We start from the raw sequence: 19,084 nt of genomic DNA on the forward strand, positions 1-19,084 counted from the left end.
CGCCCGCAAACGCCCTTGACGTGTCTTTGAAAAATGGGAAGGGTAAAGCGCGGCATGCGTGTCTCTGGGGCGCATGTGAACCGGGGGGCTCTTTCACCTGCAGCTACCCCCGTCGAGCACAGCTCCAAACGCTGCCTAATGACGATGAGCTACTGGGGGTAGCAACCACATGACGAAGAAGACGCGGATCCGTGTCGCGCGGATAGCGGCCGGTGCCGTGATCGCCGCCGGCGCCTCGCTGACCGCCGCCGGTGCCGCATCCGCCGCGGAGACCGACAACTGCCTGCTGGGCATCCTGTGCGCCGACGAGTCGCCGACCCCGACCCCGACCCCGACCCCGCCGGTTCCCACCGAGCTCCCCACCGACCCGCCCACGGACCTCCCGACCGACCCGCCGTCGACCGAGGAGCCCACGGACGAGCCGACCGAGCCGACGGACGAGCCCACCGAGCCGACCGAGGACCCGACGAGCCAGCCGAGCAACCCGGGTAACGGCAACGGCGGTGGCAACGGCAACGGCGGCGGAAACGGCAACGGCGGCAGTGTCAGCGGCGGCAACGCCGCCGACCCCGACGGCGGCACCGCGCCGCAGGAGGAGGGCTCCTCGTCCCTCACCGACACCGGCTCGGACGCCACCCCGGCGGCGCCGCAGGCCCAGGGCAACGGCCAGGAGCTCGCCGAGACGGGTGCCGCGCAGACCACCTTCCTGGTGATCGGCGCCGCCACGATGATCGCCGGCGGTGTCGGCTTCCGCGTCCTGCCGCGCCTCATGGCCGGCCGCGGCGGGGCTGCCGCCTGAGGGTAGCCGCGTCCGTACGGACGGTAGGCACAGCGCAGAACCGAGGGCCCGGAGCGAAGCGCTCCGGGCCCTCGGCCATGTCGTCGCTAGGCGGTTTGGTGCGCCAGTAGGGCGACCGCGGCGATCAGCACAGTGAGCAGTGCGATCAGTGTCATCGGGTTCAGACCCGCGAGGAAGTTCTCCTGCTGCAGCCGCTCGCGGTTCGCACGGCACACGGGGCACCGGCCCTCGCTCACGGGCGCCGCGCAGTTCGCGCACACCAGCCGGTCGTACGTCATGCGCTCGCCCTCCTTGCGCCGGTTCCTTGTGTGTAACGCTCGTGGTGGTGCGAACGTTCCCTCTCCACTGTGCCAGGTTCCTCCGGAGGGTGCGCGGTTCGCTTCCAGAGGGGTGGTTGTGCATTGTTGCGCGGCTGCGGGCCGTGGGGGGGCTGGTCGCGCAGTTCCCCGCGCCCCTGAGGGCGGTGCAAAACGGCACATCCGTGGCGCAACCACGGTCGGTGACTGCGGTGCCCTGCCCGGTTCGCGTATGGTCACGCTCATCTACCCCCGGCGACCCGTGGTGCATCCGTGATCCGATTCGACAACGTCTCCAAGGTCTACCCCAAGCAGACCCGCCCCGCCCTCAGGGATGTCTCCCTGGAGGTCGAGAAGGGCGAGTTCGTCTTCCTCGTGGGGTCCTCCGGCTCCGGAAAGTCCACCTTCCTGCGGCTGATCCTCCGCGAGGAGCGGTGCAGCCACGGGCAGGTGCACGTTCTGGGCAAGGACCTCGCGCGCCTGTCCAACTGGAAGGTGCCGCAGATGCGGCGCCAGCTGGGGACGGTGTTCCAGGACTTCCGCCTGCTGCCGAACAAGACGGTCGGCGAGAACGTCGCCTTCGCGCAGGAGGTCATCGGCAAGTCGCGCGGCGAGATCCGCAAGTCCGTGCCGCAGGTGCTCGACCTCGTCGGGCTCGGCGGCAAGGAGGACCGGATGCCCGGCGAGCTGTCCGGTGGTGAGCAGCAGCGTGTGGCCATCGCCAGGGCTTTCGTCAACCGGCCCAAGCTGCTCATCGCCGACGAGCCCACCGGCAACCTCGACCCGCAGACCTCCGTCGGCATCATGAAGCTGCTCGACCGCATCAACCGGACGGGCACCACCGTGGTGATGGCCACGCACGACCAGAACATCGTGGACCAGATGCGCAAGCGCGTCATCGAACTCGAGAAGGGCCGCCTCGTCCGCGACCAGGCCCGCGGTGTCTACGGCTACCAGCACTGAGACCGCACCCGAGAGTCACGGAAAGGCATAAACCCTCGCCATGCGCGCCCAGTTCGTCCTGTCGGAGATCGGCGTAGGTCTTCGCCGCAATCTGACGATGACCTTCGCCGTCGTCGTCTCCGTCGCCCTGTCGCTCGCCCTGTTCGGCGGGTCGCTCCTGATGAGCGACCAGGTCAATACCATGAAGGGCTACTGGTACGACAAGGTCAACGTCTCGATCTTCCTCTGCAACAAGAGCGACGCCGAGTCCGACCCCAACTGCGCCAAGGGCGCGGTGACGGACGACCAGAAGAAGCAGATCAAGGCCGACCTCGACAAGATGAACGTCGTCCAGACGGTCACCTACGAGTCGCAGGACCAGGCGTACAAGCACTACAAGGAGCAGTTCGGCGACTCCCCGCTGGCCAGCTCCCTCACGCCGGACCAGATGCAGGAGTCGTACCGCATCAAGCTGAAGGACCCGCAGAAGTACCAGGTCATCGCGACCGCCTTCAACGGCCGGGACGGCGTGCAGTCCGTCCAGGACCAGAAGGGCATCCTGGACAACCTCTTCAAGCTGCTGAACGGCATGAACTGGGCCGCCCGCGCGGTGATGGCGCTGATGCTGGTCGTCGCACTGATGCTGATCGTCAACACCGTGCGCGTCTCGGCGTTCAGCCGCCGGCGCGAGACCGGCATCATGCGCCTGGTCGGCGCCTCGGGCTTCTACATCCAGGCGCCGTTCATCATGGAGGCCGCGGTCGCCGGGCTCATCGGCGGCACGCTCGCGTGCGGCTTCCTGCTGATCGCCCGGTACTTCCTCATCGACCACGGACTGGCCCTGGCCGACCAGCTGACGCTGATCAACTTCATCGGCTGGGACGCCGTCCTGACGAAGCTGCCGCTCATCCTCGCCACGAGCCTGCTGATGCCCGCGTTGGCGGCGTTCTTCGCGCTGCGCAAGTACTTGAAGGTGTGACGCATACCAAGAGGGGCCGTGCGGACAACAAGCCGTACGGCCCTTCCCCTTGTCCTAGACTCACCGCCATGTCAGGTCGTGACCCGTTCTGTCAGCCCCGTCGCATCCGCCGCGGGGCCGCCCTGACATTGATGTTCGCGAGCGTGCTCGTCGCCGGCGCGGCCACGGGGTCCCTCCCGCAGGCCGAGCGGAAGTCCGCGCAGGACGAGGCCCGTTCGGCCGGCCCGGCCGGGCACCACGCGGACGTCACCAGGGCGGCCGAGGAGGCCATGGCCGACGGCAAGTCCCCGATGGAGGCCGCGAAGCGCGCCGTCAGCCGCAGCGGGGACCGCTGGGGCGCCGTCTACTCCCAGGGCGAGTACGAGGAGTTCGAGGAAACCCTCGACGGCCAGTACACCGGCGTCGGCCTGTGGGCGCGCAGCGCGCACGACGGCCGTATCGAGGTGACGAAGGTGCGGGCCGGCTCGCCCGCGGCCACCGCCGGGATCCGTCCCGGAGACCTGCTGCGCAGCGTCGACGGCCGCAAGACCGACGGGCGGCCCGTCACCGAGGTCGTCGCCATACTGCGCGGGGACGCCACCGACGCCCCCGCCGGCACCACCGTCCGCCTCGGGCTGGAGCGGGGCACGCGCGCGTGGACCGAGACCGTGCGCCGGGCCCAGCTGTCCACGGACTCGGTCGCCGTTCGAAAAGTCGCCGGCTCGGTCACCCTCATCCGGGTCGACACCTTCACCAAGGGCTCCGGCGACCAGGTCCGCGAGGCCGTCCGGCAGGCCCCGCCCGGCGCGGGGATCGTCCTCGACCTGCGCGGCAACTCCGGCGGCCTGGTCACCGAGGCCGTCACCGCGGCCTCCGCGTTCCTCGACGGCGGCCTGGTCGCCACGTACGACGTCGACGGCGAGCAGCGCGCGCTGCACGCCGAGCCCGGGGGCGACACGACGAGACCCCTGGTCGCGCTCGTCGACGGCGGGACGATGAGCGCGGCCGAACTGCTCACCGGCGCCGTCCAGGACCGTGGACGGGCGCTCGTCGTGGGGTCCCGGACCTTCGGCAAGGGCTCGGTCCAGATGCCGAGCCGGCTGCCCGACGGCTCCGTCGCGGAGCTGACCGTCGGGCACTACCGCACCCCTTCCGGCCGCGCGGTCGACGGCCGGGGCATCACGCCCGACCTGGAGGCCGACGAGGGCGCGCTCCAGCGGGCCGAGAGCGTACTGCGCGGTCTGGCCGGTCCCTCGTAATCGACTTCCCCCAGGCCCCCTCCGTAGTGCGAAAATGGGCGGCACTATGGCTAAGGAAAAAGGGCGCAAGCTGATCGCGCAGAACAAGAAGGCGCGGCACGACTACCTCATCATCGACACCTACGAGGCCGGTCTGGTCCTCACCGGCACCGAGGTGAAGTCGCTGCGCCAGGGACGGGCGTCGCTGGTCGACGGCTTCGTGCAGATGGACGGGCACGAGGCGTGGCTGTACAACGTGCACGTGCCCGAGTACAGCCAGGGCACGTGGACCAACCACAGCGCGCGGCGCAAGCGGAAGCTGCTGCTGCACCGCGAGGAGATCGACAAGCTGGAGTCGAAGTCGCAGGAGACGGGTCACACCATCGTGCCCCTCGCCCTGTACTTCAAGGACGGCCGCGCCAAGGTCGAGATCGCGCTGGCGAAGGGCAAGAAGGAGTACGACAAGCGCCAGACGCTCCGCGAGAAGCAGGACCGGCGTGAGGCCGAGCGGGTGATCTCGGCGGTGCGGCGCAAGGAGCGGGCATGACCTGCATCACATGCCGGGGTCGGGAATGCTCCGGCGCAGGGAGGCGTTGAACCCCGTACGACGGCGGGATGACCGCCGGGAATACGGTGGCATCGGCGGAGGTTGATCCCGTACGATGGCACCTGCACCGCCCAGGCGGTGTGAGCCCCTCGCAGCGGGGGCGATGATTGAAAAATCAACATGGGGATGATCGGTTTCGACAGCGGCTGTCGAAGCAGGGGAAGCGTGTCGAGGAAGCGGCCATGATCTCGTAAACCACAGGCCGAAAAAAATAATCGCCAATTCCAAGCGATCCATCTCCCAGGGCGAGCTCGCCCTCGCTGCCTGATCTTCAGGTAGCGAGCAGCGGCTCCCCTACTTAAGGGAGTGTCAGCCCGGGAGTGTTCCCGACCCGGTTCCTGGCATCATTTAGGGAACTAAACCTTGATCCCGGTCACGGGGTGAAAAGGGAAACCACACAGTGACTGGGCCCGTCGGAGACTTGTCGGCGTGATCTCCGGGGCCGAGAAAAGCACAGCCGACTGCACACGGAGAAGCCCTGTTTCCACACCGTTGGACGCGGGTTCGATTCCCGCCATCTCCACTCATCCCATGTGGGCACAGGTCTCGTCGCTTTCGAGCGGCGGGGCCTTTGTCATGCGTGGCGTGTGCTCGCCCGCTCGGTCAGCCGCGGCGCCGGCAGCATCGTCTCCGGTACGGGCGTGCCGTGCCCTCGCGCCATCAGCAGTTCCACCGCTCGGGTGCCCAGCGCGCCGGCGGCGGCGTGACGGACACAGAGCAGCAGGGCGAGCGATGGGCATGTTCAGCGTCAGCGCGGTTGTCATGACCGCCGTTACGCGGGGCTGTCCGAAGAGGCGGCGGTACGGGGTGAGTTGTGGTATGGGCCCCGTCGCCCGGCGGCGACCGGGCGGGCCGACACCTGGTCCGTGCCGAATCACGCAGGTGGGCCGTAGGACTGGCGGGAAATGTTCGCTGTTTGTTCTTCATACAGTGATATGGAGAGTCCTTAATGACGCATGGAAAAGATGCTCAACTGGGAAATCCTTCACTCTTTTGCCGCGCATCCGCCGAGGTGGGCCGACGGTTAGTCGGTACATGACCGAGGCGACCAGGAAAGAAGGCTGGGCAGTAACGCTCGGCCCCTACACCTACATTCCCGCTCCAGCGCACTCGTCGGCCACCGTCAACGGCACGCTCACCAAGGCCGGTTGCCCGGTCGCGCTCCAGGTGACCGAGCCGGTACTGCGCGATTTCATCGATGCCATGAGCGTGCTGGAAAAGGATCTCGCCCGGCGGTGGATCAGTGCGACGGAATGGCCCGCTTTCGCGCTTGCAGAATAGTCGGGCCGCGCTATGTACGACAAAGGAATCGAGGGCTCCGGCCGACACCGGGCGCCCACCCGGGATTTCGTGACCCCGCTGACACCACCGGATCCGACCTGGGACCCGGCCGAGGAACTGGCGTTCATCCTCGAGGAGGCACTCGGGGAGCAGGGGCCGAGGATCCCCGCCCCGTGGGCCGCGGCACCGGCCGCCCCCGCGGACCCGGCACCGGCCGCCCCCGCGGACCCGGCACCGGCCGCCCCCGCGGACCCGGTACCGGCCGCCCCCGCGGACCCGGTACCGGCCGCCCCCGCGGACCCGGCCCCCGGCGAGCGCATGCAGCGGCTCCAGGACATCACCGAGGAACTGCCGCCCGTGCGGGACGTCCCCCGGCGTCACCGCAAGGTCCGGGCCCGCAGAGCACCGGGCGTGCTCCGCGCCACCAGCTTCCTCGTCGCCGCCCTGACGGCCGTCATCGCCTCCGCGGTGGGCCTCCTGAGCGGCATGGTCGCCTACGACCCGCTGCGCCTCGTCGCCATGTCCCCGGCGGAGCGCAGTCTCCGCACCTGGTGGCCCCTGCTGGTGTACGGGCCGTGGCTGGTGGCGTCCCTGTCCGTGCTGCGGGCCGCGCTGCACCAGCGCCGTGCCGTGCACTCCTGGTGTGTGGTGCTGGTCTTCTCGTGCGTCGCCGTGCTGCTGTGCGTCGCCCAGGCGCCGAGGACCGTCCTCGGTACCGCGGCCGCGGCCCTGCCCGGACTGGCGGCGCTGGCGTGCTTCCAGCAGGTCGTCCGCCAGATCACGCTGACGCGTCCGCCCGTGCGTACGCCGGTGCCTCGGCACCGCCTGGGGCGGGTCGCGTCGAGGGAGCTCTCCGGCGGGGAGGTTCCGGGGTTTGAAGTGACCGGTGCCGGTGCCGGTGCCGGTGCGGGCTCTGGTGCGGCGGTTTCCGGTGAACGTGTGGGTGACGGCGAGGGGCCTGAGCGGGTGGCCGGGGGCTGAGGAGCGCGTCGCTCGTGGGGCGCAGGGACCTGACGCACCCCGCGCTCGACGCGCTGCGGCGCGGACCGCGGTGGCGGAGGGGTGGCTGCGCAGGCCCGACGGAGGGTGGGTTCCGGCCACCGATGACGTCCTCATGGTGTCTCGCTACTGACACGATTCCGCACGTGGTCCGCACATATCCTCCGCGTGCGCTACATTCGACGTCTGAGCACGGTGTGGTAATGGGGGCGCTTGGGACGGGTTGGGGACCCGGTCCGAACGACGGGTGCTCAGGTCGCAAGCGCACCTGAACCATCCCGTGGGGGGAAGTGCGTGCGTGTGAATCCGTGGCGAGAAGACGCCCAACCCGAATGGCCCGAGGTCGCAGCGGCGACCGGTGAACTCCTCGCGGACGGCAGAGCCCGGGACCGGAGAGCCACCCAGATGTTCTCCGGCGGCGACGTCCAGGTGTCGGGTACCCGCCCGTCCGCAGGGACGGAGCTGACGGAGATACTGCGCGGCATTCCCCGGCAGAGCGAGGGCGAGGCCGACTCGTACGCGGCGGACCCCGGTACCCGGCCGGCCGTCCGCGACCCCTGGCAGGAGGACGCCGACCCGGTCGGGCACGTCCGGGCCGACCACGCTCACGACCCGCACGAGGTCACCGTCCAGCTCGACGCCGTCCAGCTCGGGGACGGGTTCGTACGCCAGGCCGAGGAAGGCACCGGCGCGAGCACCGCCGACCGGCCCGTCTTCGTGGACGAGTCCGGTCGCCGCAGCCGTCGCCTCCGCCGGATCGGCATAGCCATCGCCCTGGCCTGCGGGGTCTACGCCGTCGTCATCGTCGCCACGGTGTTGTCGGGCAACTCCAACGCGCCCTGGCTGCCCGTACCGGGCCAGCAGGAGGGCCGGCCGGCCGGGCAGGTCGACACGCCGCCGCAGCCCACGGAGTCGGCACCGGCCGGTGACACGGGCGTCACCGCCCCGGGCAGCGCGCCGGCGACCGGCGAGGCCACGGCACCTGCGTCCGGCGCCAGCGCCCTCGACGAACCCGCGGCCTCCGCGGGCCCCGGCCGATCCGGCACGACCGCCAAGCCCTCGCCGAAGGCGACCCCGACCACGTCGGTCCCGGGGAAGGGTGTGACCGAACCGACCCCGACCAAGCCGGCGGACCCGGCGACCACGCCGGCGACCGACCCGACGCCGACGGTCGAGCCCACGCCGGAACCGACCGAGACCACGGGCGCCGACGACGGCGGCACCGACACGGTCGCCGAAGGCCCGCTCGAGACGCCGCCCGTCGCCCAGCCACCCGTCGCGGAGCCACCGGTCGCGCAGCCACCCGCCGTCTAGAGGGTGTCCGCAAAGCCCCGCCTGCCCTTCGACGCCCGGCACGCCCCCAAGCTCTTCGAGCGACAGAGGGTGTCCCAGAGCACGCACCGAATGTCGCAGGGCCCGCCCTCCGGGCGGACGACGGGACTTTGCGGACCCTCGGTCCCGGTCGCGCGGCCGGCGCCCGCCGCGTCCGCCCTCAGGAGACATGCGGAGGAAAGGGCGCCCCGGCACCCCGGATCTCAGGCCCAGAGCTCCCCGTCCCGCTGGAGCGCAGGGACCTGATCACGCCACGGAGCGCGCCGCCCCCTCCCCGCACCACCCCGTCCCCGCAGCACTTCATCCCCGCACCACCCCGGAGTACCACCACCCATGGCATCCCATACCCGCCGTTCCGGGCCCGCGCCCCGAGCCCGAGGCGGCTCCAGGCGCCGCCTGCCCCTGCGCCTGCTGCTGCCCCTGCTCGTCCTCGTGGCGCTGATGGCCATGCTCATGCTGCGCGGTTACGTGCACAGCGAGATCCTCGCCGACCACCGGGTCCGGCCGCCCGCGGCCACCGACCAGGTGCCGGAGAAGATCATGAACGGCGGCCCGGTCATCGACACCCGCAGCGGCCGCACGGAGACCCTGCGCGTGCCGGACCGTCATCTGGTCCTCACCTTCGACGACGGCCCGGACCCGGTCTGGACGCCGAAGGTCCTGGACGTACTGAAGAAGCACGACGCGCACGCCGTCTTCTTCGTCACCGGCACCATGGCCTCGCGCTACCCGGACCTGGTCCGGCGCATGGTCGAGGAAGGCCATGAGGTCGGTCTGCACACCTTCAACCACCCCGACCTGTCCTACCAGTCCAAGAAGCGCATCGACTGGGAGCTGTCCCAGAACCAGCTCGCCCTCTCGGGCGCGGCGGGCATCCGCACCTCCCTGTTCCGGCCGCCGTACTCCTCCTTCGCCGACGCCATGGACAACAGGTCCTGGCCGGTGACCGAGTACATCGGCCGGCGCGGCTACATCACCGTCGTCAACAACACCGACAGCGAGGACTGGCGCAAGCCCGGCGTCGCCGAGATCGTCCGCCGTGCCACGCCCAAGGGCGGCAAGGGCGCGATCGTCCTGATGCACGACTCCGGCGGCGACCGCCACCAGACCGTCGCGGCACTGGACCGCATGCTGCCCGACCTGCACGAGCAGGGCTACGCGTTCGACAACCTCACCGAGGCCCTCGACGCCCCGAGCGCGCACTCCCAGGTCACCGGCCTCGACCGGTGGAAGGGCACGGCATGGATCTTCCTGGTCCAGGCCTCGGAGCACCTCACCGACGGGCTCGTCGTCGGCCTCGCCATCGTCGGCACCCTCGTCATCGGCCGTTTCGTGTTGATGCTGCTGCTCTCCGGAGTGCACGCACGCCGGGTGCGCCGCCGCGGCTTCCGCTGGGGTGCGCCGGTCACCGAACCGGTGTCGGTCCTGGTCCCGGCGTACAACGAGGCCAAGTGCATCGAGAACACGGTCCGTTCCCTCGCCGCCAGTGACCACCCCATCGAGGTCCTCGTCATCGACGACGGCTCCTCCGACGGCACGGCACGGATCGTGGAGGCCATGGGCCTGCCCAACGTCCGGGTGGTCCGCCAGCTCAACGCGGGCAAGCCGGCCGCGCTCAACCGCGGTGTGGCCAACGCCCGCTACGACCTGATCGTGATGATGGACGGCGACACGGTCTTCGAGCCGTCCACCGTGCGCGAACTGGTGCAGCCCTTCGGCGACCCGCGGGTGGGCGCGGTCGCGGGCAACGCCAAGGTCGGCAACAAGGACACCCTCATCGGTGCCTGGCAGCACATCGAGTACGTGATGGGCTTCAACCTCGACCGCCGCATGTACGACGTCCTGCGCTGCATGCCGACGATCCCCGGCGCGGTCGGGGCGTTCCGCCGCAGCGCGCTGGAACGGGTCGGCGGCATGAGCGACGACACGCTCGCCGAGGACACCGACATCACCATGGCCCTGCACCGCGACGGCTGGCGCGTGGTCTACGCGGAGAACGCCCGTGCCTGGACCGAGGCGCCGGAGACGGTCCAGCAGCTGTGGTCCCAGCGCTACCGCTGGTCGTACGGCACCATGCAGGCCATCTGGAAGCACCGCCGGGCCCTGGTCGACAAGGGCCCCTCGGGCCGCTTCGGCCGTATCGGCCTGCCGCTGGTGTCCCTCTTCATGGTCGTGGCGCCCCTGCTGGCCCCGCTGATCGACGTGTTCCTCATCTACGGCCTCGTGTTCGGCCCGACCCAGAAGACGATCATGGCGTGGCTCGGCGTCCTGGCGATCCAGGCGGTCTGCGCGGCCTACGCCTTCCGACTCGATCGTGAGCGCATGACGCACCTCATCTCCCTGCCCTTGCAGCAGATCCTCTACCGACAGCTGATGTACGTCGTCCTGCTCCAGTCCTGGATCACCGCCCTCACCGGCGGCCGGCTGCGCTGGCAGAAACTGCGGCGCACCGGTGTCGTCGACGCGCCCGGCGGCGGCCCCGTGCCGCGCCAGCGGTCCCAGAGCAGCGACGAGCGGAGGCCGGTGGCATGACCCACGGAAACCCGATCCCCACGTCATCGGCGGCGTCCGGCATGCCGGGGCCGCCGTCCTACGGCATCCCGCAGCAGCGCACGACCGACCCGGCGGCCACGGGCGGAACCGCCCCCGACACGGCGGCGCCGCGCCAGGGTGGCGGCCGTGACCGCTATCTGGACCTGCTGCGCTCGATCGCCCTGGTCCGTGTCGTCGTCTACCACCTGTTCGGCTGGGCGTGGCTGACGGTGCTGTTCCCGTCGATGGGCGTGATGTTCGCGCTGGCGGGCTCCCTGATGGCGCGCTCGCTGAAGCGCCCGGCGCTCGGGGTGATCCGGGGCCGGGTCCGCCGGCTCCTGCCCCCGCTCTGGGCGTTCAGCGTGGTGGCGCTGGCGATGATGTTCGCGGGCGGCTGGAACCCGCTGAAGGACCCGGACCACGGCGGCACCTGGGCCCTGATCGACCTGGTCAACTACGTCTTCCCGGTCGGCGCCCCGCCCTTCCCCTGGCACCTGGGCGCCAAGTCCGGCCTGCTGGAGGACACCTGGGCGGTGCAGGCGGCCGGTCCGCTGTGGTACCTGCGGGCCTACCTGTGGTTCGTCATCGCCTCTCCGCTGTTGCTGTGGGCGTTCCGCCGGGCACCGTGGCCGACGCTGCTGGCGCCCCTGGGCCTCACGGCGGTCGTCGGCACGGGCCTGGTGAAGATCCCCGGCGAGACGGGCAACGCGGTGACGGACTTCGCGGTCTACGGCGGCTGCTGGGTCCTGGGCTTCGCCCACCACGAGGGCCTGCTCAAGCAGATCCCCCGCTACCTGGCGATCTCCTGCGCGTCCCTGCTGATGGCCTTCGGGCTGTGGTGGGCCTCCGGCCACCTGGGCCCCGACGGCTGGGACCTGAACGACATCCCCCTGGCCCAGGCGGCCTGGTCCTTCGGCTTCGTGGTGATCCTTCTCCAGTACTCCCCGTCCTGGCGCGAGCTCCCGGGCCGCCTCGCCAGGTGGGACAAGCTCGTGACCCTCTCCAACAACCGCGCCGTCACGATCTACCTCTGGCACAACCTCCTCATCATGGCCACGGTCCCGATCCTCGACCTCCTCTACGAACTGCCGTTCCTGCAGAGCGACAGCGCGGTGTCCGCCCTGGACTCCACGTACACGATCTGGATGTTCGTCCTGGTCTGGCCCCTGATCGGCGCGGCGACCCTCGCGTTCGGCTGGGTCGAGGACGTCGCGGCGAAGCGGAAACCCCGGTTGTGGCCGAACAGTGCGCCTCGTGTGAGGGTCCGAGGGACCCGGAGGCGGGCGGCAACCGGCAGCTGAGCTGGGTCGCTCATCGTCGGCCGAGGAGCGCCGGGACCCCGTTCCCCCGGGCTTTGTCGGTGTGGAAAACTGCCTGGGTTGCGCATGTGAACAACTGTGCCCAGTGGGCGTCCGGGGGAGCGGTGGATGAGTAAGCGGCAGACACAGAAGATGCTGCGGCTGATGGCGAGCGGAGAACCGGTCGAGCTCACCAGCCCGATGGCATCCGTGAAGAAGCTCGCCCGGCTGGCCTTCGTCGCCCAGCAGTTCGGCTACGAGTACGCGGACGTCCGGCAGAGCAGCGGCCGCAACGGCGCGCTCACCATGCTGATCCTGCCCGACCCCAGCCCGCAGGCCCGGGCCCGGGCCGCACAGAACTGGGCGCAGTACCCCAACGCGTCCGACGGCGTCTCCCTCCCGCCGCTCGTGCCGGACGCCTTCGAGCTCCTCAAGGCCCGCATCAACTTCGACCTCACCGGCAAGAACGCCGAGAAGCGCATGGGCTACGGGGCGCTCGGCGTCACGATCGGCTGCGTGGTCCTCGCGTTCCGGTCCGGCGGTGAGTCCTTCGACTTCATCGCGGCGGGTGCGGTGTGGCTCGTGATCATGGCGATCCTCGGCATCGGGCTGCTGGTCACGCGCAAGCGCAACACGAAGTTCGCCGCGCGCCTGCAGGCGGCCGGCTTCATGCCGGTGACCGACGAGAACGGGCGGGTGCGGTACCTGCCGCCCGGGGCACAGATGCCGGGACAGGGCAATCCGTTCGCGGGAGGGCCGTACGGCGGCGGGCAGGCGGCCGGGACGCCGGGGTACGCGGGTGCGCCGGGTCAGCCCGGCCAGCCGGGAGTGCCCGGCCAGCAGGGAGTGCCGGTCCAGCCGGGAGTGCCCGGTCAGCCCGGCGGGATGCCCGCCCCGGCCGCAGGCGGCCCCGCGGGGTACGGCCGGCAGGCGCCGGGGCCGTACGCCCAACCCGCCCCCGGTCCCTACCCCGGCCAGCCGGCTCCCGGCCCGTACCCCGCCCAGCCCGCACCGGGCCCGTACGGGGGCCAGCCGGCCGCTGGTCCGTACGGAGGTCAGCCGGCCGCTGGTCCGTACGGAGGCCAGCCCACCCCCGGCCAGCCCGCGCCGAGCCCGTACGCGGCGCAGCCCGCTCCCGCCCCGTATCCCCCTCAGCAGCCCCCCGGCCCGTACGCCCAGCAGTACCCTCAGCAACAGCAGCCCCCCAAGTAGCAGAATCCGCACGGACAGGCCCCGCAAAGCTGACCCGAACCCACGGAACCTCTCATCCCGCCCCAAGCCGGGGTGAGAGCAAAGTTCCCTTGCGGTCACCCGCTGGCACAGCCACGAAACGCGTCCTCCCTACCTTCGGGATCAGCACTCATGGAACGACCGAGTCCCGGAGCAAGTGGAGGCGTCATGACAGGCCCTGGCACGGCACCCGCACCCCCGAGCAGGGGCGGACGCTGGATCCAGCACTGGGATCCGGAAAACGAGACCTTCTGGAAGGAGACGGGCGAGAAGGTCGCCCGCCGGAACCTCTTCTTCTCCGTCCTCTCCGAGCACATCGGTTTCTCGATCTGGACCCTGTGGTCCGTCCTGGTCCTCTTCATGGGCCCGGAGTACGGGCTGACCCCGGCCGACAAGTTCATGCTGACCTCGATGGTCACGCTCGTCGGCGCCGTCGTCCGCGTCCCCTACACCTTCGCCGTGGCGATCTTCGGCGGCCGGAACTGGACGATCATCTCCGCCGGTCTCCTCCTCGTCCCGACCGTCGCCGCGTTCATGGTGATGGAGCCGGGCACCTCCTTCACGACCTTCCTGCTCGTCGGCCTGCTGGCCGGCATCGGCGGCGGTAACTTCGCCTCCTCCATGACCAACATCAACGCCTTCTTCCCGCTGCGGAAGAAGGGCTGGGCCCTCGGCCTGAACGCGGGCGGCGGCAACATCGGCGTACCGGTGATCCAGCTGGCCGCGCTCGCGATCATCGGCGCCGGAGGCGGGCCGCGCGTGCTGCTCGGGATCTACATCCCGCTGATCCTCGTGGCCGCCGTCATGGCCGCGCTCTTCATGGACAACATCGAGAACGTCAAGAACGACACCGGTGCAGCCAAGGACGCCGCGCGGGACGCCCACACGTGGATCATGGCCTTCCTCTACATCGGCACGTTCGGGTCGTTCATCGGATACAGCTTCGCCTTCGGCCAGGTCCTCCAGAACCAGTTCGGGCGCACCCCGCTGGAGGCGGCGTACGTCACCTTCATCGGTCCGCTCCTCGGCTCGCTGATCCGGCCCCTGGGCGGCTGGCTGGCCGACAAGTACGGCGGCGCGAAGATCAGCCTGTGGAACTACGTCGGCATGGGCGTCGCGACTGCGATCCTGATCGGTGCCTCGATGGAGAAGTCGCTGGCGCTGTTCACCGTGGCGTTCGTGGTGCTCTTCGTGCTCAGCGGGCTCGGCAACGGCTCGACGTTCAAGATGATCCCGGGCATCTTCCAGAACAAGGCCCTCGCCAAGGGGCTGAAGGGCGAAGCGGCCGCTGCCTACGGGCGTCGCCTCTCCGGCGCCTCCATGGGACTCATCGGCGCGGTGGGCGCGCTCGGCGGCGTCGGCATCAACCTCGCCTTCCGCCAGTCCTTCCTCTCCTACGGCTCCGGCACCGGGGCGTTCGTCGCCTTCCTCGCCTTCTACGCGGTCTGCTTCGCGGTCACCTGGGCCGTATACCTTCGCCGCACGACCCCCCGGGTACCCGCCACGACGGCGACCTCGGACGCGGAGCCGCAGCTCAGCTACGCCAAGGTGTGACGTAACACCAGCGACATCAAGCCGATCCGGGCCTGTCACGAGCCGTTGACAGGCTCGATCGGCATGTAGGTACGCCGTACCCACGAAGTACGACGACTCGAGTGCGGGACGAGAGCCATGTACGAGGAAGAACAGCGACCGGACCACGGACCCCTGGCGGGTTTCACCGTGGGCGTGACGGCCGCGCGCCGGGCCGACGAGCTGGGCACGCTGCTACAGCGGCGAGGTGCCGCCGTTCTGCACGCCCCGGCCCTGCGGATCGTGCAGCTCGCCGACGACAGCGAGTTGCTGGGCGCGACGAAAGAGCTCATCCGCCAGGTTCCGGACATCGTGGTCGCCACGACCGCGATCGGCTTCCGGGGCTGGGTCGAGGCCGCCGACGGCTGGGGGCTCGGCGACGATCTGCTGTCACGGCTCGGCAGCGTACGGATCCTGGCGCGCGGACCCAAGGTGAAGGGCGCGGTCCGGGCCGCCGGGCTGACGGAGGAGTGGTCGCCGTCGTCGGAGTCCATGGCCGAGGTGCTCGACCGGCTGCTGGAGGAGGGCGTCGACGGGCAGCGGATCGCGATCCAGCTGCACGGTGAGCCGCTGCCCGGGTTCGTGGAGGCGCTGCGCGAGGGCGGGGCCGAGGTCGTGGGCGTGCCCGTCTACCGGTGGATGCCGCCGGAGGACATCGCCCCGGTGGACCGCCTGCTCGACGCGGCGGTCTCCCGGGGCGTGGACGCGCTGACCTTCACCAGCGCCCCGGCCGCGGCCTCCCTGCTCTCCCGGGCGGAGGAGCGCGGGATGCTCCCCGAGGTGCTGGAGGCCATGAGCCACGACGTACTTACGGCCTGCGTCGGCCCGGTCACCGCCCTGCCGCTGCAGTCCCGCGGCATCGACACGATCCAGCCCGAGCGCTTCCGGCTCGGCCCCCTGGTCCAGCTCCTGTGCAAGGAACTGCCCGGCCGGGCACGCGCGCTGCCGATCGCCGGGCACCGGGTGGAGATCCGCGGCCACGCCGTCCTGGTCGACGGCGACCTCAAGCCCGTACCGCCCGCCGGCATGTCCCTGCTCCGCGCCCTCTCCCGCCGCCCCGGCTGGGTGGTCGCGCGCGCCGAACTCCTGCGCGCCCTGCCCGGCTCCGGCCGCGACGAGCACGCGGTCGAGACGGCGATGGCCCGTCTCCGCACGGCCCTCGGCACCCCGAAACTGATCCAGACGGTGGTCAAACGGGGATACCGCCTCGCCCTGGACCCGGCGGCGGAGACGAAGTACGCGGACGCGTGAGCGCGTCCGCGGGTTGAGCGAAATACGGCCGTGCTGACGCCGGCCGTGCGATGCCGGCCGTGCTGACGCCCGCCGCGACGGCGGACGTGCCACGCTCGCCACGCTGAGGCCGGCCGCGCGACGCCCGCCGTGCTGAGGCCGGCCATGCGACGCCCGCCGTGCTGAGGCCGGCCGCGCGACGCCCGCCGTGCTGAGGCCGGCCATGCGACGCCCGCCGTGCTGAGGCCGGCCGTGCGACGCTGACGCCCGCTGCGCGACGCCCGCCGTGCCCGGGCGAAGGCCGCTCCTCATGACCGGCCCGCGTGGGAGGGGTTCCCGGCGCCGGAGTGGGCAGGCACTGTAAGAGGGAACGGTTTCCCAGCCCTCTCACTGGCACCTCACCGAGCCCTCGCGACCGGGGTGCACCCCTATAGGCGGTGACAGGCACATGGCACTGGGTACGGCCACGGCCCCGTACGAGCTGCGCTTCGATGCCGGACGGATCTGCCTCGACCTGCTCTCCACCACGCATCCGGAGGAACGGCTCGACTCCGTGGACGTGCTCCGCGCCTGGATCACCGGCTCCGGGCTGGTCCCGGCGGACACCGCCCTGGCCCACGCCGACGCCGCCTGGCTGGTCGCCTTCCGCGAACTGCGCGGCCAGATCGACCGGTTGGTGCGCGGCTGGCCGGGGGCCGGAGCACGGGCGAACGACTTCGCGCTGGCGCGCGTCAACGACCTCGCCCGCACCGCGCCCCCCGCCCCGCGCGCGGTCCGCGGTGGAGACGGCGAACTCGTACGGCAGTTGGACGGCCCGCCCGGCTGCCCCGCTCTGCTGGCGGCCGTCGCGCGGGACGCCGTGGACCTGCTGACCGACCCCGTCGCCCGCGCTGCCCTGCGCCAGTGCGAGGGCGACAACTGCCCGATCGTGTACCTCGACACCTCCCGGGGGCGCCGGAGGCGCTGGTGCTCCAGCGAGGTCTGCGGAAACCGCGAACGGGTCGCCCGGCACCGCCGCCGCGCGGCACTCACCCGGGCTTAAATCCCTTTTGCCCTTCACCGCAAGGCCGTTGAGTGGTCACTGCACTCAATTTCCCTGTCCTAAATGCGACTTCTGTGGACGCACTGTCGAAGTGATTTCGATTACATGCCGTTTACCTACGCACCCGTAGGGAAAGCCTGGCTTGATCGCGTCGATGTGGCGGAAATGTAAAGAACGCGGGGTGGGAATGTGCTCCCATGTCCCGCTCGTCACGTCACTTCGAAGAAATCTGTCACGCCTCTTTGAACACCCAACGCCTCGCATCCGTACGGCTTGTGGAGCGACCGACTGGGGGAACCCCCGGACACCGGAGGTGGGCGTGCGCAAGGATTCCGTCGTGGCCAATGAACGTGCACCGAGGGCCCGACATCGCATGTCCCAGCCCTCGGAACCCGACGAGGAGCTGATGCGTGCGCTCTATCGCGAACACGCCGGACCCCTTCTGGCATATGTCCTGCGCCTGGTCGCCGGAGACCGGCAGCGCGCCGAGGACGTCGTGCAGGAGACGCTCATCCGTGCCTGGAAGAACGCCGGTCAGCTCAATCGGGCGACCGGATCGGTACGCCCCTGGCTGGTGACGGTCGCCCGGCGCATCGTCATCGACGGCCACCGCAGCCGGCAGGCCCGGCCGCAGGAGGTCGACCCGTCGCCGCTGGAGGTCATCCCCGCGGAGGACGAGATCGACAAGGCGCTGTGGCTGATGACTCTCTCGGACGCACTCGACGACCTGACCCCCGCTCACCGGGAGGTGCTCGTCGAGACGTATTTCAAGGGGCGTACGGTCAATGAGGCGGCCGAAACCCTGGGCATACCCAGCGGCACCGTCCGCTCCAGGGTGTTCTACGCCCTGCGTTCGATGAAGCTGGCACTGGAGGAGCGGGGGGTGACGGCGTGATGAGTGTTTACGGGGGTAACCAGGGGTTCGGTACGGGAGGCATGGGTATGTCTGGACCCATGCAGGAATCTCCGGTGCCGAACGAGCACGAGACCGTCGGCGCCTACGCTCTCGGCATCCTCGACGACGCCGAAGCCACCGCCTTCGAAGCCCACCTCGCGACCTGCGAATGGTGCGCCCAGCAGCTCGACGAGCTGGCCGGCATGGAGCCCATGCTCGCCGCCCTCGCCGACCTGCCCGGCTCCGGCACACCCGCGATCGGCGAGTCGCTGTCCGCGAAGCCCCGCCCGCGCCTGGTGGAGAAGCTGGTCGACGAGGTCGCCGACCGCCGCGCCCAGAAGCGCCGGCGCAGCTTCTACATGGTGGCCGCGGCCGGCGCGCTGATCATCGGCGGCCCCTTCGTCGCGGTCGCGACGAACAGCGGCGGTGACGGCGGCGGCGCGGAGAACCGCCCGCTCGCGGCGAGCCCCGCCAAGGAGGCCTTCGACGGCATCTCCGACAAGATCTCGGCCACCGACCCGAACACGAAGGTCTCCGCGACCGTCGCAGTCCAGAAGAAGGACTGGGGCACCGGAATGGTCCTGGAGCTGAAGAACGTCAAGGGCCCGCTCAAGTGCGCCCTCGTCGCGGTCGGCAAGAACGGCGAGCGGGAGACCCTGTCCTCCTGGTCCGTCCCGGAATGGGGCTACGGCCTCCCGGACGCCAAGTCCGAGAAGGCCAAGGAGCCCCTGTACGTCCAGGGCGGCGCCGCCTTCGAGCCGAACGAGATCGACCACTTCGAGGTAGTGACCTTCGACGGCAAGCGGCTGGTCGAGGTCGACGCGTAGCCTTAC

At 70.5% G+C, this 19,084-nt stretch carries 17 protein-coding genes, 1 other RNA gene and 1 pseudogene; 17 read left to right on the forward strand and 2 right to left on the reverse strand.

Going from position 1 to position 19,084, the window contains the following annotated elements:
* Window positions 1-169: 169 nt before the first annotated feature.
* Window positions 170-799 (forward strand): LPXTG cell wall anchor domain-containing protein, encoded by a 630-nt coding sequence (locus tag ABZ192_RS26390; protein WP_356926942.1) that lies wholly within the window; start codon window positions 170-172, stop codon window positions 797-799.
* An 86-nt stretch (window positions 800-885) separates the two neighbouring features.
* Here the strand turns inward: ABZ192_RS26390 and ABZ192_RS26395 are convergent, their stop codons facing one another.
* Window positions 886-1,077, reverse strand: a complete 192-nt coding sequence (locus tag ABZ192_RS26395; protein ID WP_356926943.1) for a hypothetical protein — start codon at window positions 1,075-1,077, stop codon at window positions 886-888.
* Window positions 1,078-1,368: 291 nt separating this feature from the next.
* Between ABZ192_RS26395 and ftsE the strand changes: the two genes are divergently transcribed.
* The 5 genes from ftsE (at window position 1,369) to ssrA (ending at window position 5,366) form a co-directional block, all read left to right on the forward strand.
* Window positions 1,369-2,058 carry a cell division ATP-binding protein FtsE gene (gene ftsE / locus ABZ192_RS26400; protein ID WP_003990615.1) on the forward strand — a complete coding sequence of 230 codons (690 nt, stop codon included), beginning with the start codon at window positions 1,369-1,371 and terminating at the stop codon, window positions 2,056-2,058.
* Window positions 2,059-2,098: 40 nt separating this feature from the next.
* Window positions 2,099-3,016: a permease-like cell division protein FtsX gene (gene ftsX / locus ABZ192_RS26405; protein WP_356926944.1), complete on the forward strand. Its 918-nt coding sequence runs from the start codon at window positions 2,099-2,101 to the stop codon at window positions 3,014-3,016.
* Between the two features lie 68 nt (window positions 3,017-3,084).
* On the forward strand, window positions 3,085-4,254 hold the full coding sequence (locus tag ABZ192_RS26410) for a S41 family peptidase (protein WP_356926945.1): 1,170 nt from the start codon (window positions 3,085-3,087) through the stop codon (window positions 4,252-4,254).
* A gap of 46 nt (window positions 4,255-4,300) precedes the next feature.
* On the forward strand, window positions 4,301-4,780 hold the full coding sequence (gene smpB / locus ABZ192_RS26415) for an SsrA-binding protein SmpB (protein ID WP_356926946.1): 480 nt from the start codon (window positions 4,301-4,303) through the stop codon (window positions 4,778-4,780).
* 182 nt (window positions 4,781-4,962) lie between these two features.
* Window positions 4,963-5,366, forward strand: a transfer-messenger RNA (tmRNA) gene (ssrA, locus tag ABZ192_RS26420).
* Between the two features lie 48 nt (window positions 5,367-5,414).
* Here ssrA and ABZ192_RS26425 read toward each other — a convergent pair.
* Window positions 5,415-5,528 (reverse strand): annotated as a pseudogene (locus ABZ192_RS26425) (LacI family transcriptional regulator); the annotation flags it as partial.
* A gap of 347 nt (window positions 5,529-5,875) precedes the next feature.
* On the opposite strand from ABZ192_RS26425, the gene ABZ192_RS26430 reads away from it, so the two are divergent.
* The 11 genes from ABZ192_RS26430 to ABZ192_RS26480 all read left to right on the forward strand — a co-directional run bounded on the left by ABZ192_RS26430 (window position 5,876) and on the right by ABZ192_RS26480 (window position 19,078).
* Window positions 5,876-6,121: a hypothetical protein gene (locus ABZ192_RS26430; protein WP_356926947.1), complete on the forward strand. Its 246-nt coding sequence runs from the start codon at window positions 5,876-5,878 to the stop codon at window positions 6,119-6,121.
* 12 nt (window positions 6,122-6,133) lie between these two features.
* The gene (locus tag ABZ192_RS26435; protein ID WP_356926948.1) at window positions 6,134-7,102 is read left to right on the forward strand and encodes a hypothetical protein; all 969 of its coding nucleotides are present in this window, start codon (window positions 6,134-6,136) and stop codon (window positions 7,100-7,102) included.
* Between the two features lie 318 nt (window positions 7,103-7,420).
* On the forward strand, window positions 7,421-8,434 hold the full coding sequence (locus ABZ192_RS26440; RefSeq protein ID WP_356926949.1) for a hypothetical protein: 1,014 nt from the start codon (window positions 7,421-7,423) through the stop codon (window positions 8,432-8,434).
* A gap of 351 nt (window positions 8,435-8,785) precedes the next feature.
* Window positions 8,786-10,984 (forward strand): glycosyltransferase, encoded by a 2,199-nt coding sequence (locus ABZ192_RS26445; protein WP_356926950.1) that lies wholly within the window; start codon window positions 8,786-8,788, stop codon window positions 10,982-10,984.
* The gene (locus ABZ192_RS26450) at window positions 10,981-12,285 is read left to right on the forward strand and encodes an acyltransferase (RefSeq protein WP_356926951.1); all 1,305 of its coding nucleotides are present in this window, start codon (window positions 10,981-10,983) and stop codon (window positions 12,283-12,285) included. The genes ABZ192_RS26445 and ABZ192_RS26450 overlap by 4 nt, the downstream gene beginning before the upstream one ends.
* A 126-nt stretch (window positions 12,286-12,411) precedes the next feature.
* Window positions 12,412-13,494, forward strand: a complete 1,083-nt coding sequence (locus ABZ192_RS26455) for a hypothetical protein (protein ID WP_356926952.1) — start codon at window positions 12,412-12,414, stop codon at window positions 13,492-13,494.
* A gap of 186 nt (window positions 13,495-13,680) precedes the next feature.
* Window positions 13,681-15,066, forward strand: coding sequence for a nitrate/nitrite transporter (locus tag ABZ192_RS26460; protein WP_356926953.1), 1,386 nt, complete (start codon window positions 13,681-13,683; stop codon window positions 15,064-15,066).
* Between the two features lie 117 nt (window positions 15,067-15,183).
* Entirely contained in the window at window positions 15,184-16,335 is a 1,152-nt protein-coding gene (locus ABZ192_RS26465) for a uroporphyrinogen-III synthase (protein ID WP_356926954.1), read from the forward strand.
* Window positions 16,336-16,762: 427 nt separating this feature from the next.
* Window positions 16,763-17,356: an ABATE domain-containing protein gene (locus ABZ192_RS26470; RefSeq protein ID WP_356926955.1), complete on the forward strand. Its 594-nt coding sequence runs from the start codon at window positions 16,763-16,765 to the stop codon at window positions 17,354-17,356.
* Window positions 17,357-17,729: 373 nt separating this feature from the next.
* Window positions 17,730-18,251, forward strand: coding sequence for a sigma-70 family RNA polymerase sigma factor (locus ABZ192_RS26475; RefSeq protein ID WP_010039908.1), 522 nt, complete (start codon window positions 17,730-17,732; stop codon window positions 18,249-18,251).
* Complete coding sequence (locus ABZ192_RS26480; protein WP_356926956.1) at window positions 18,251-19,078, forward strand: zf-HC2 domain-containing protein; 828 nt, start codon at window positions 18,251-18,253, stop codon at window positions 19,076-19,078. Before ABZ192_RS26475 ends, ABZ192_RS26480 begins: the two co-directional genes overlap by 1 nt.
* Window positions 19,079-19,084: the final 6 nt, after the last annotated feature.

It is taken from the genome of Streptomyces sp. NPDC006235, from assembly GCF_040613735.1.
GTDB lineage: Bacteria > Actinomycetota > Actinomycetes > Streptomycetales > Streptomycetaceae > Streptomyces.

What these genes read in the sequence shown, in the direction of transcription:
- ABZ192_RS26390 (WP_356926942.1), top strand. Translation starts at nt 170, where the DNA reads ATGACGAAGAAGACGCGGATCCGTGTCGCGCGGATAGCGGCCGGTGCC.
- ABZ192_RS26395 (WP_356926943.1), bottom strand. Translation starts at nt 1,077, where the DNA reads ATGACGTACGACCGGCTGGTGTGCGCGAACTGCGCGGCGCCCGTGAGC.
- ftsX (WP_356926944.1), top strand. Translation starts at nt 2,099, where the DNA reads ATGCGCGCCCAGTTCGTCCTGTCGGAGATCGGCGTAGGTCTTCGCCGC.
- ABZ192_RS26410 (WP_356926945.1), top strand. Translation starts at nt 3,085, where the DNA reads ATGTCAGGTCGTGACCCGTTCTGTCAGCCCCGTCGCATCCGCCGCGGG.
- smpB (WP_356926946.1), top strand. Translation starts at nt 4,301, where the DNA reads ATGGCTAAGGAAAAAGGGCGCAAGCTGATCGCGCAGAACAAGAAGGCG.
- ABZ192_RS26430 (WP_356926947.1), top strand. Translation starts at nt 5,876, where the DNA reads ATGACCGAGGCGACCAGGAAAGAAGGCTGGGCAGTAACGCTCGGCCCC.
- ABZ192_RS26435 (WP_356926948.1), top strand. Translation starts at nt 6,134, where the DNA reads ATGTACGACAAAGGAATCGAGGGCTCCGGCCGACACCGGGCGCCCACC.
- ABZ192_RS26445 (WP_356926950.1), top strand. Translation starts at nt 8,786, where the DNA reads ATGGCATCCCATACCCGCCGTTCCGGGCCCGCGCCCCGAGCCCGAGGC.
- ABZ192_RS26450 (WP_356926951.1), top strand. Translation starts at nt 10,981, where the DNA reads ATGACCCACGGAAACCCGATCCCCACGTCATCGGCGGCGTCCGGCATG.
- ABZ192_RS26455 (WP_356926952.1), top strand. Translation starts at nt 12,412, where the DNA reads ATGAGTAAGCGGCAGACACAGAAGATGCTGCGGCTGATGGCGAGCGGA.
- ABZ192_RS26460 (WP_356926953.1), top strand. Translation starts at nt 13,681, where the DNA reads ATGACAGGCCCTGGCACGGCACCCGCACCCCCGAGCAGGGGCGGACGC.
- ABZ192_RS26465 (WP_356926954.1), top strand. Translation starts at nt 15,184, where the DNA reads ATGTACGAGGAAGAACAGCGACCGGACCACGGACCCCTGGCGGGTTTC.
- ABZ192_RS26470 (WP_356926955.1), top strand. Translation starts at nt 16,763, where the DNA reads ATGGCACTGGGTACGGCCACGGCCCCGTACGAGCTGCGCTTCGATGCC.
- ABZ192_RS26475 (WP_010039908.1), top strand. Translation starts at nt 17,730, where the DNA reads ATGTCCCAGCCCTCGGAACCCGACGAGGAGCTGATGCGTGCGCTCTAT.
- ABZ192_RS26480 (WP_356926956.1), top strand. Translation starts at nt 18,251, where the DNA reads ATGAGTGTTTACGGGGGTAACCAGGGGTTCGGTACGGGAGGCATGGGT.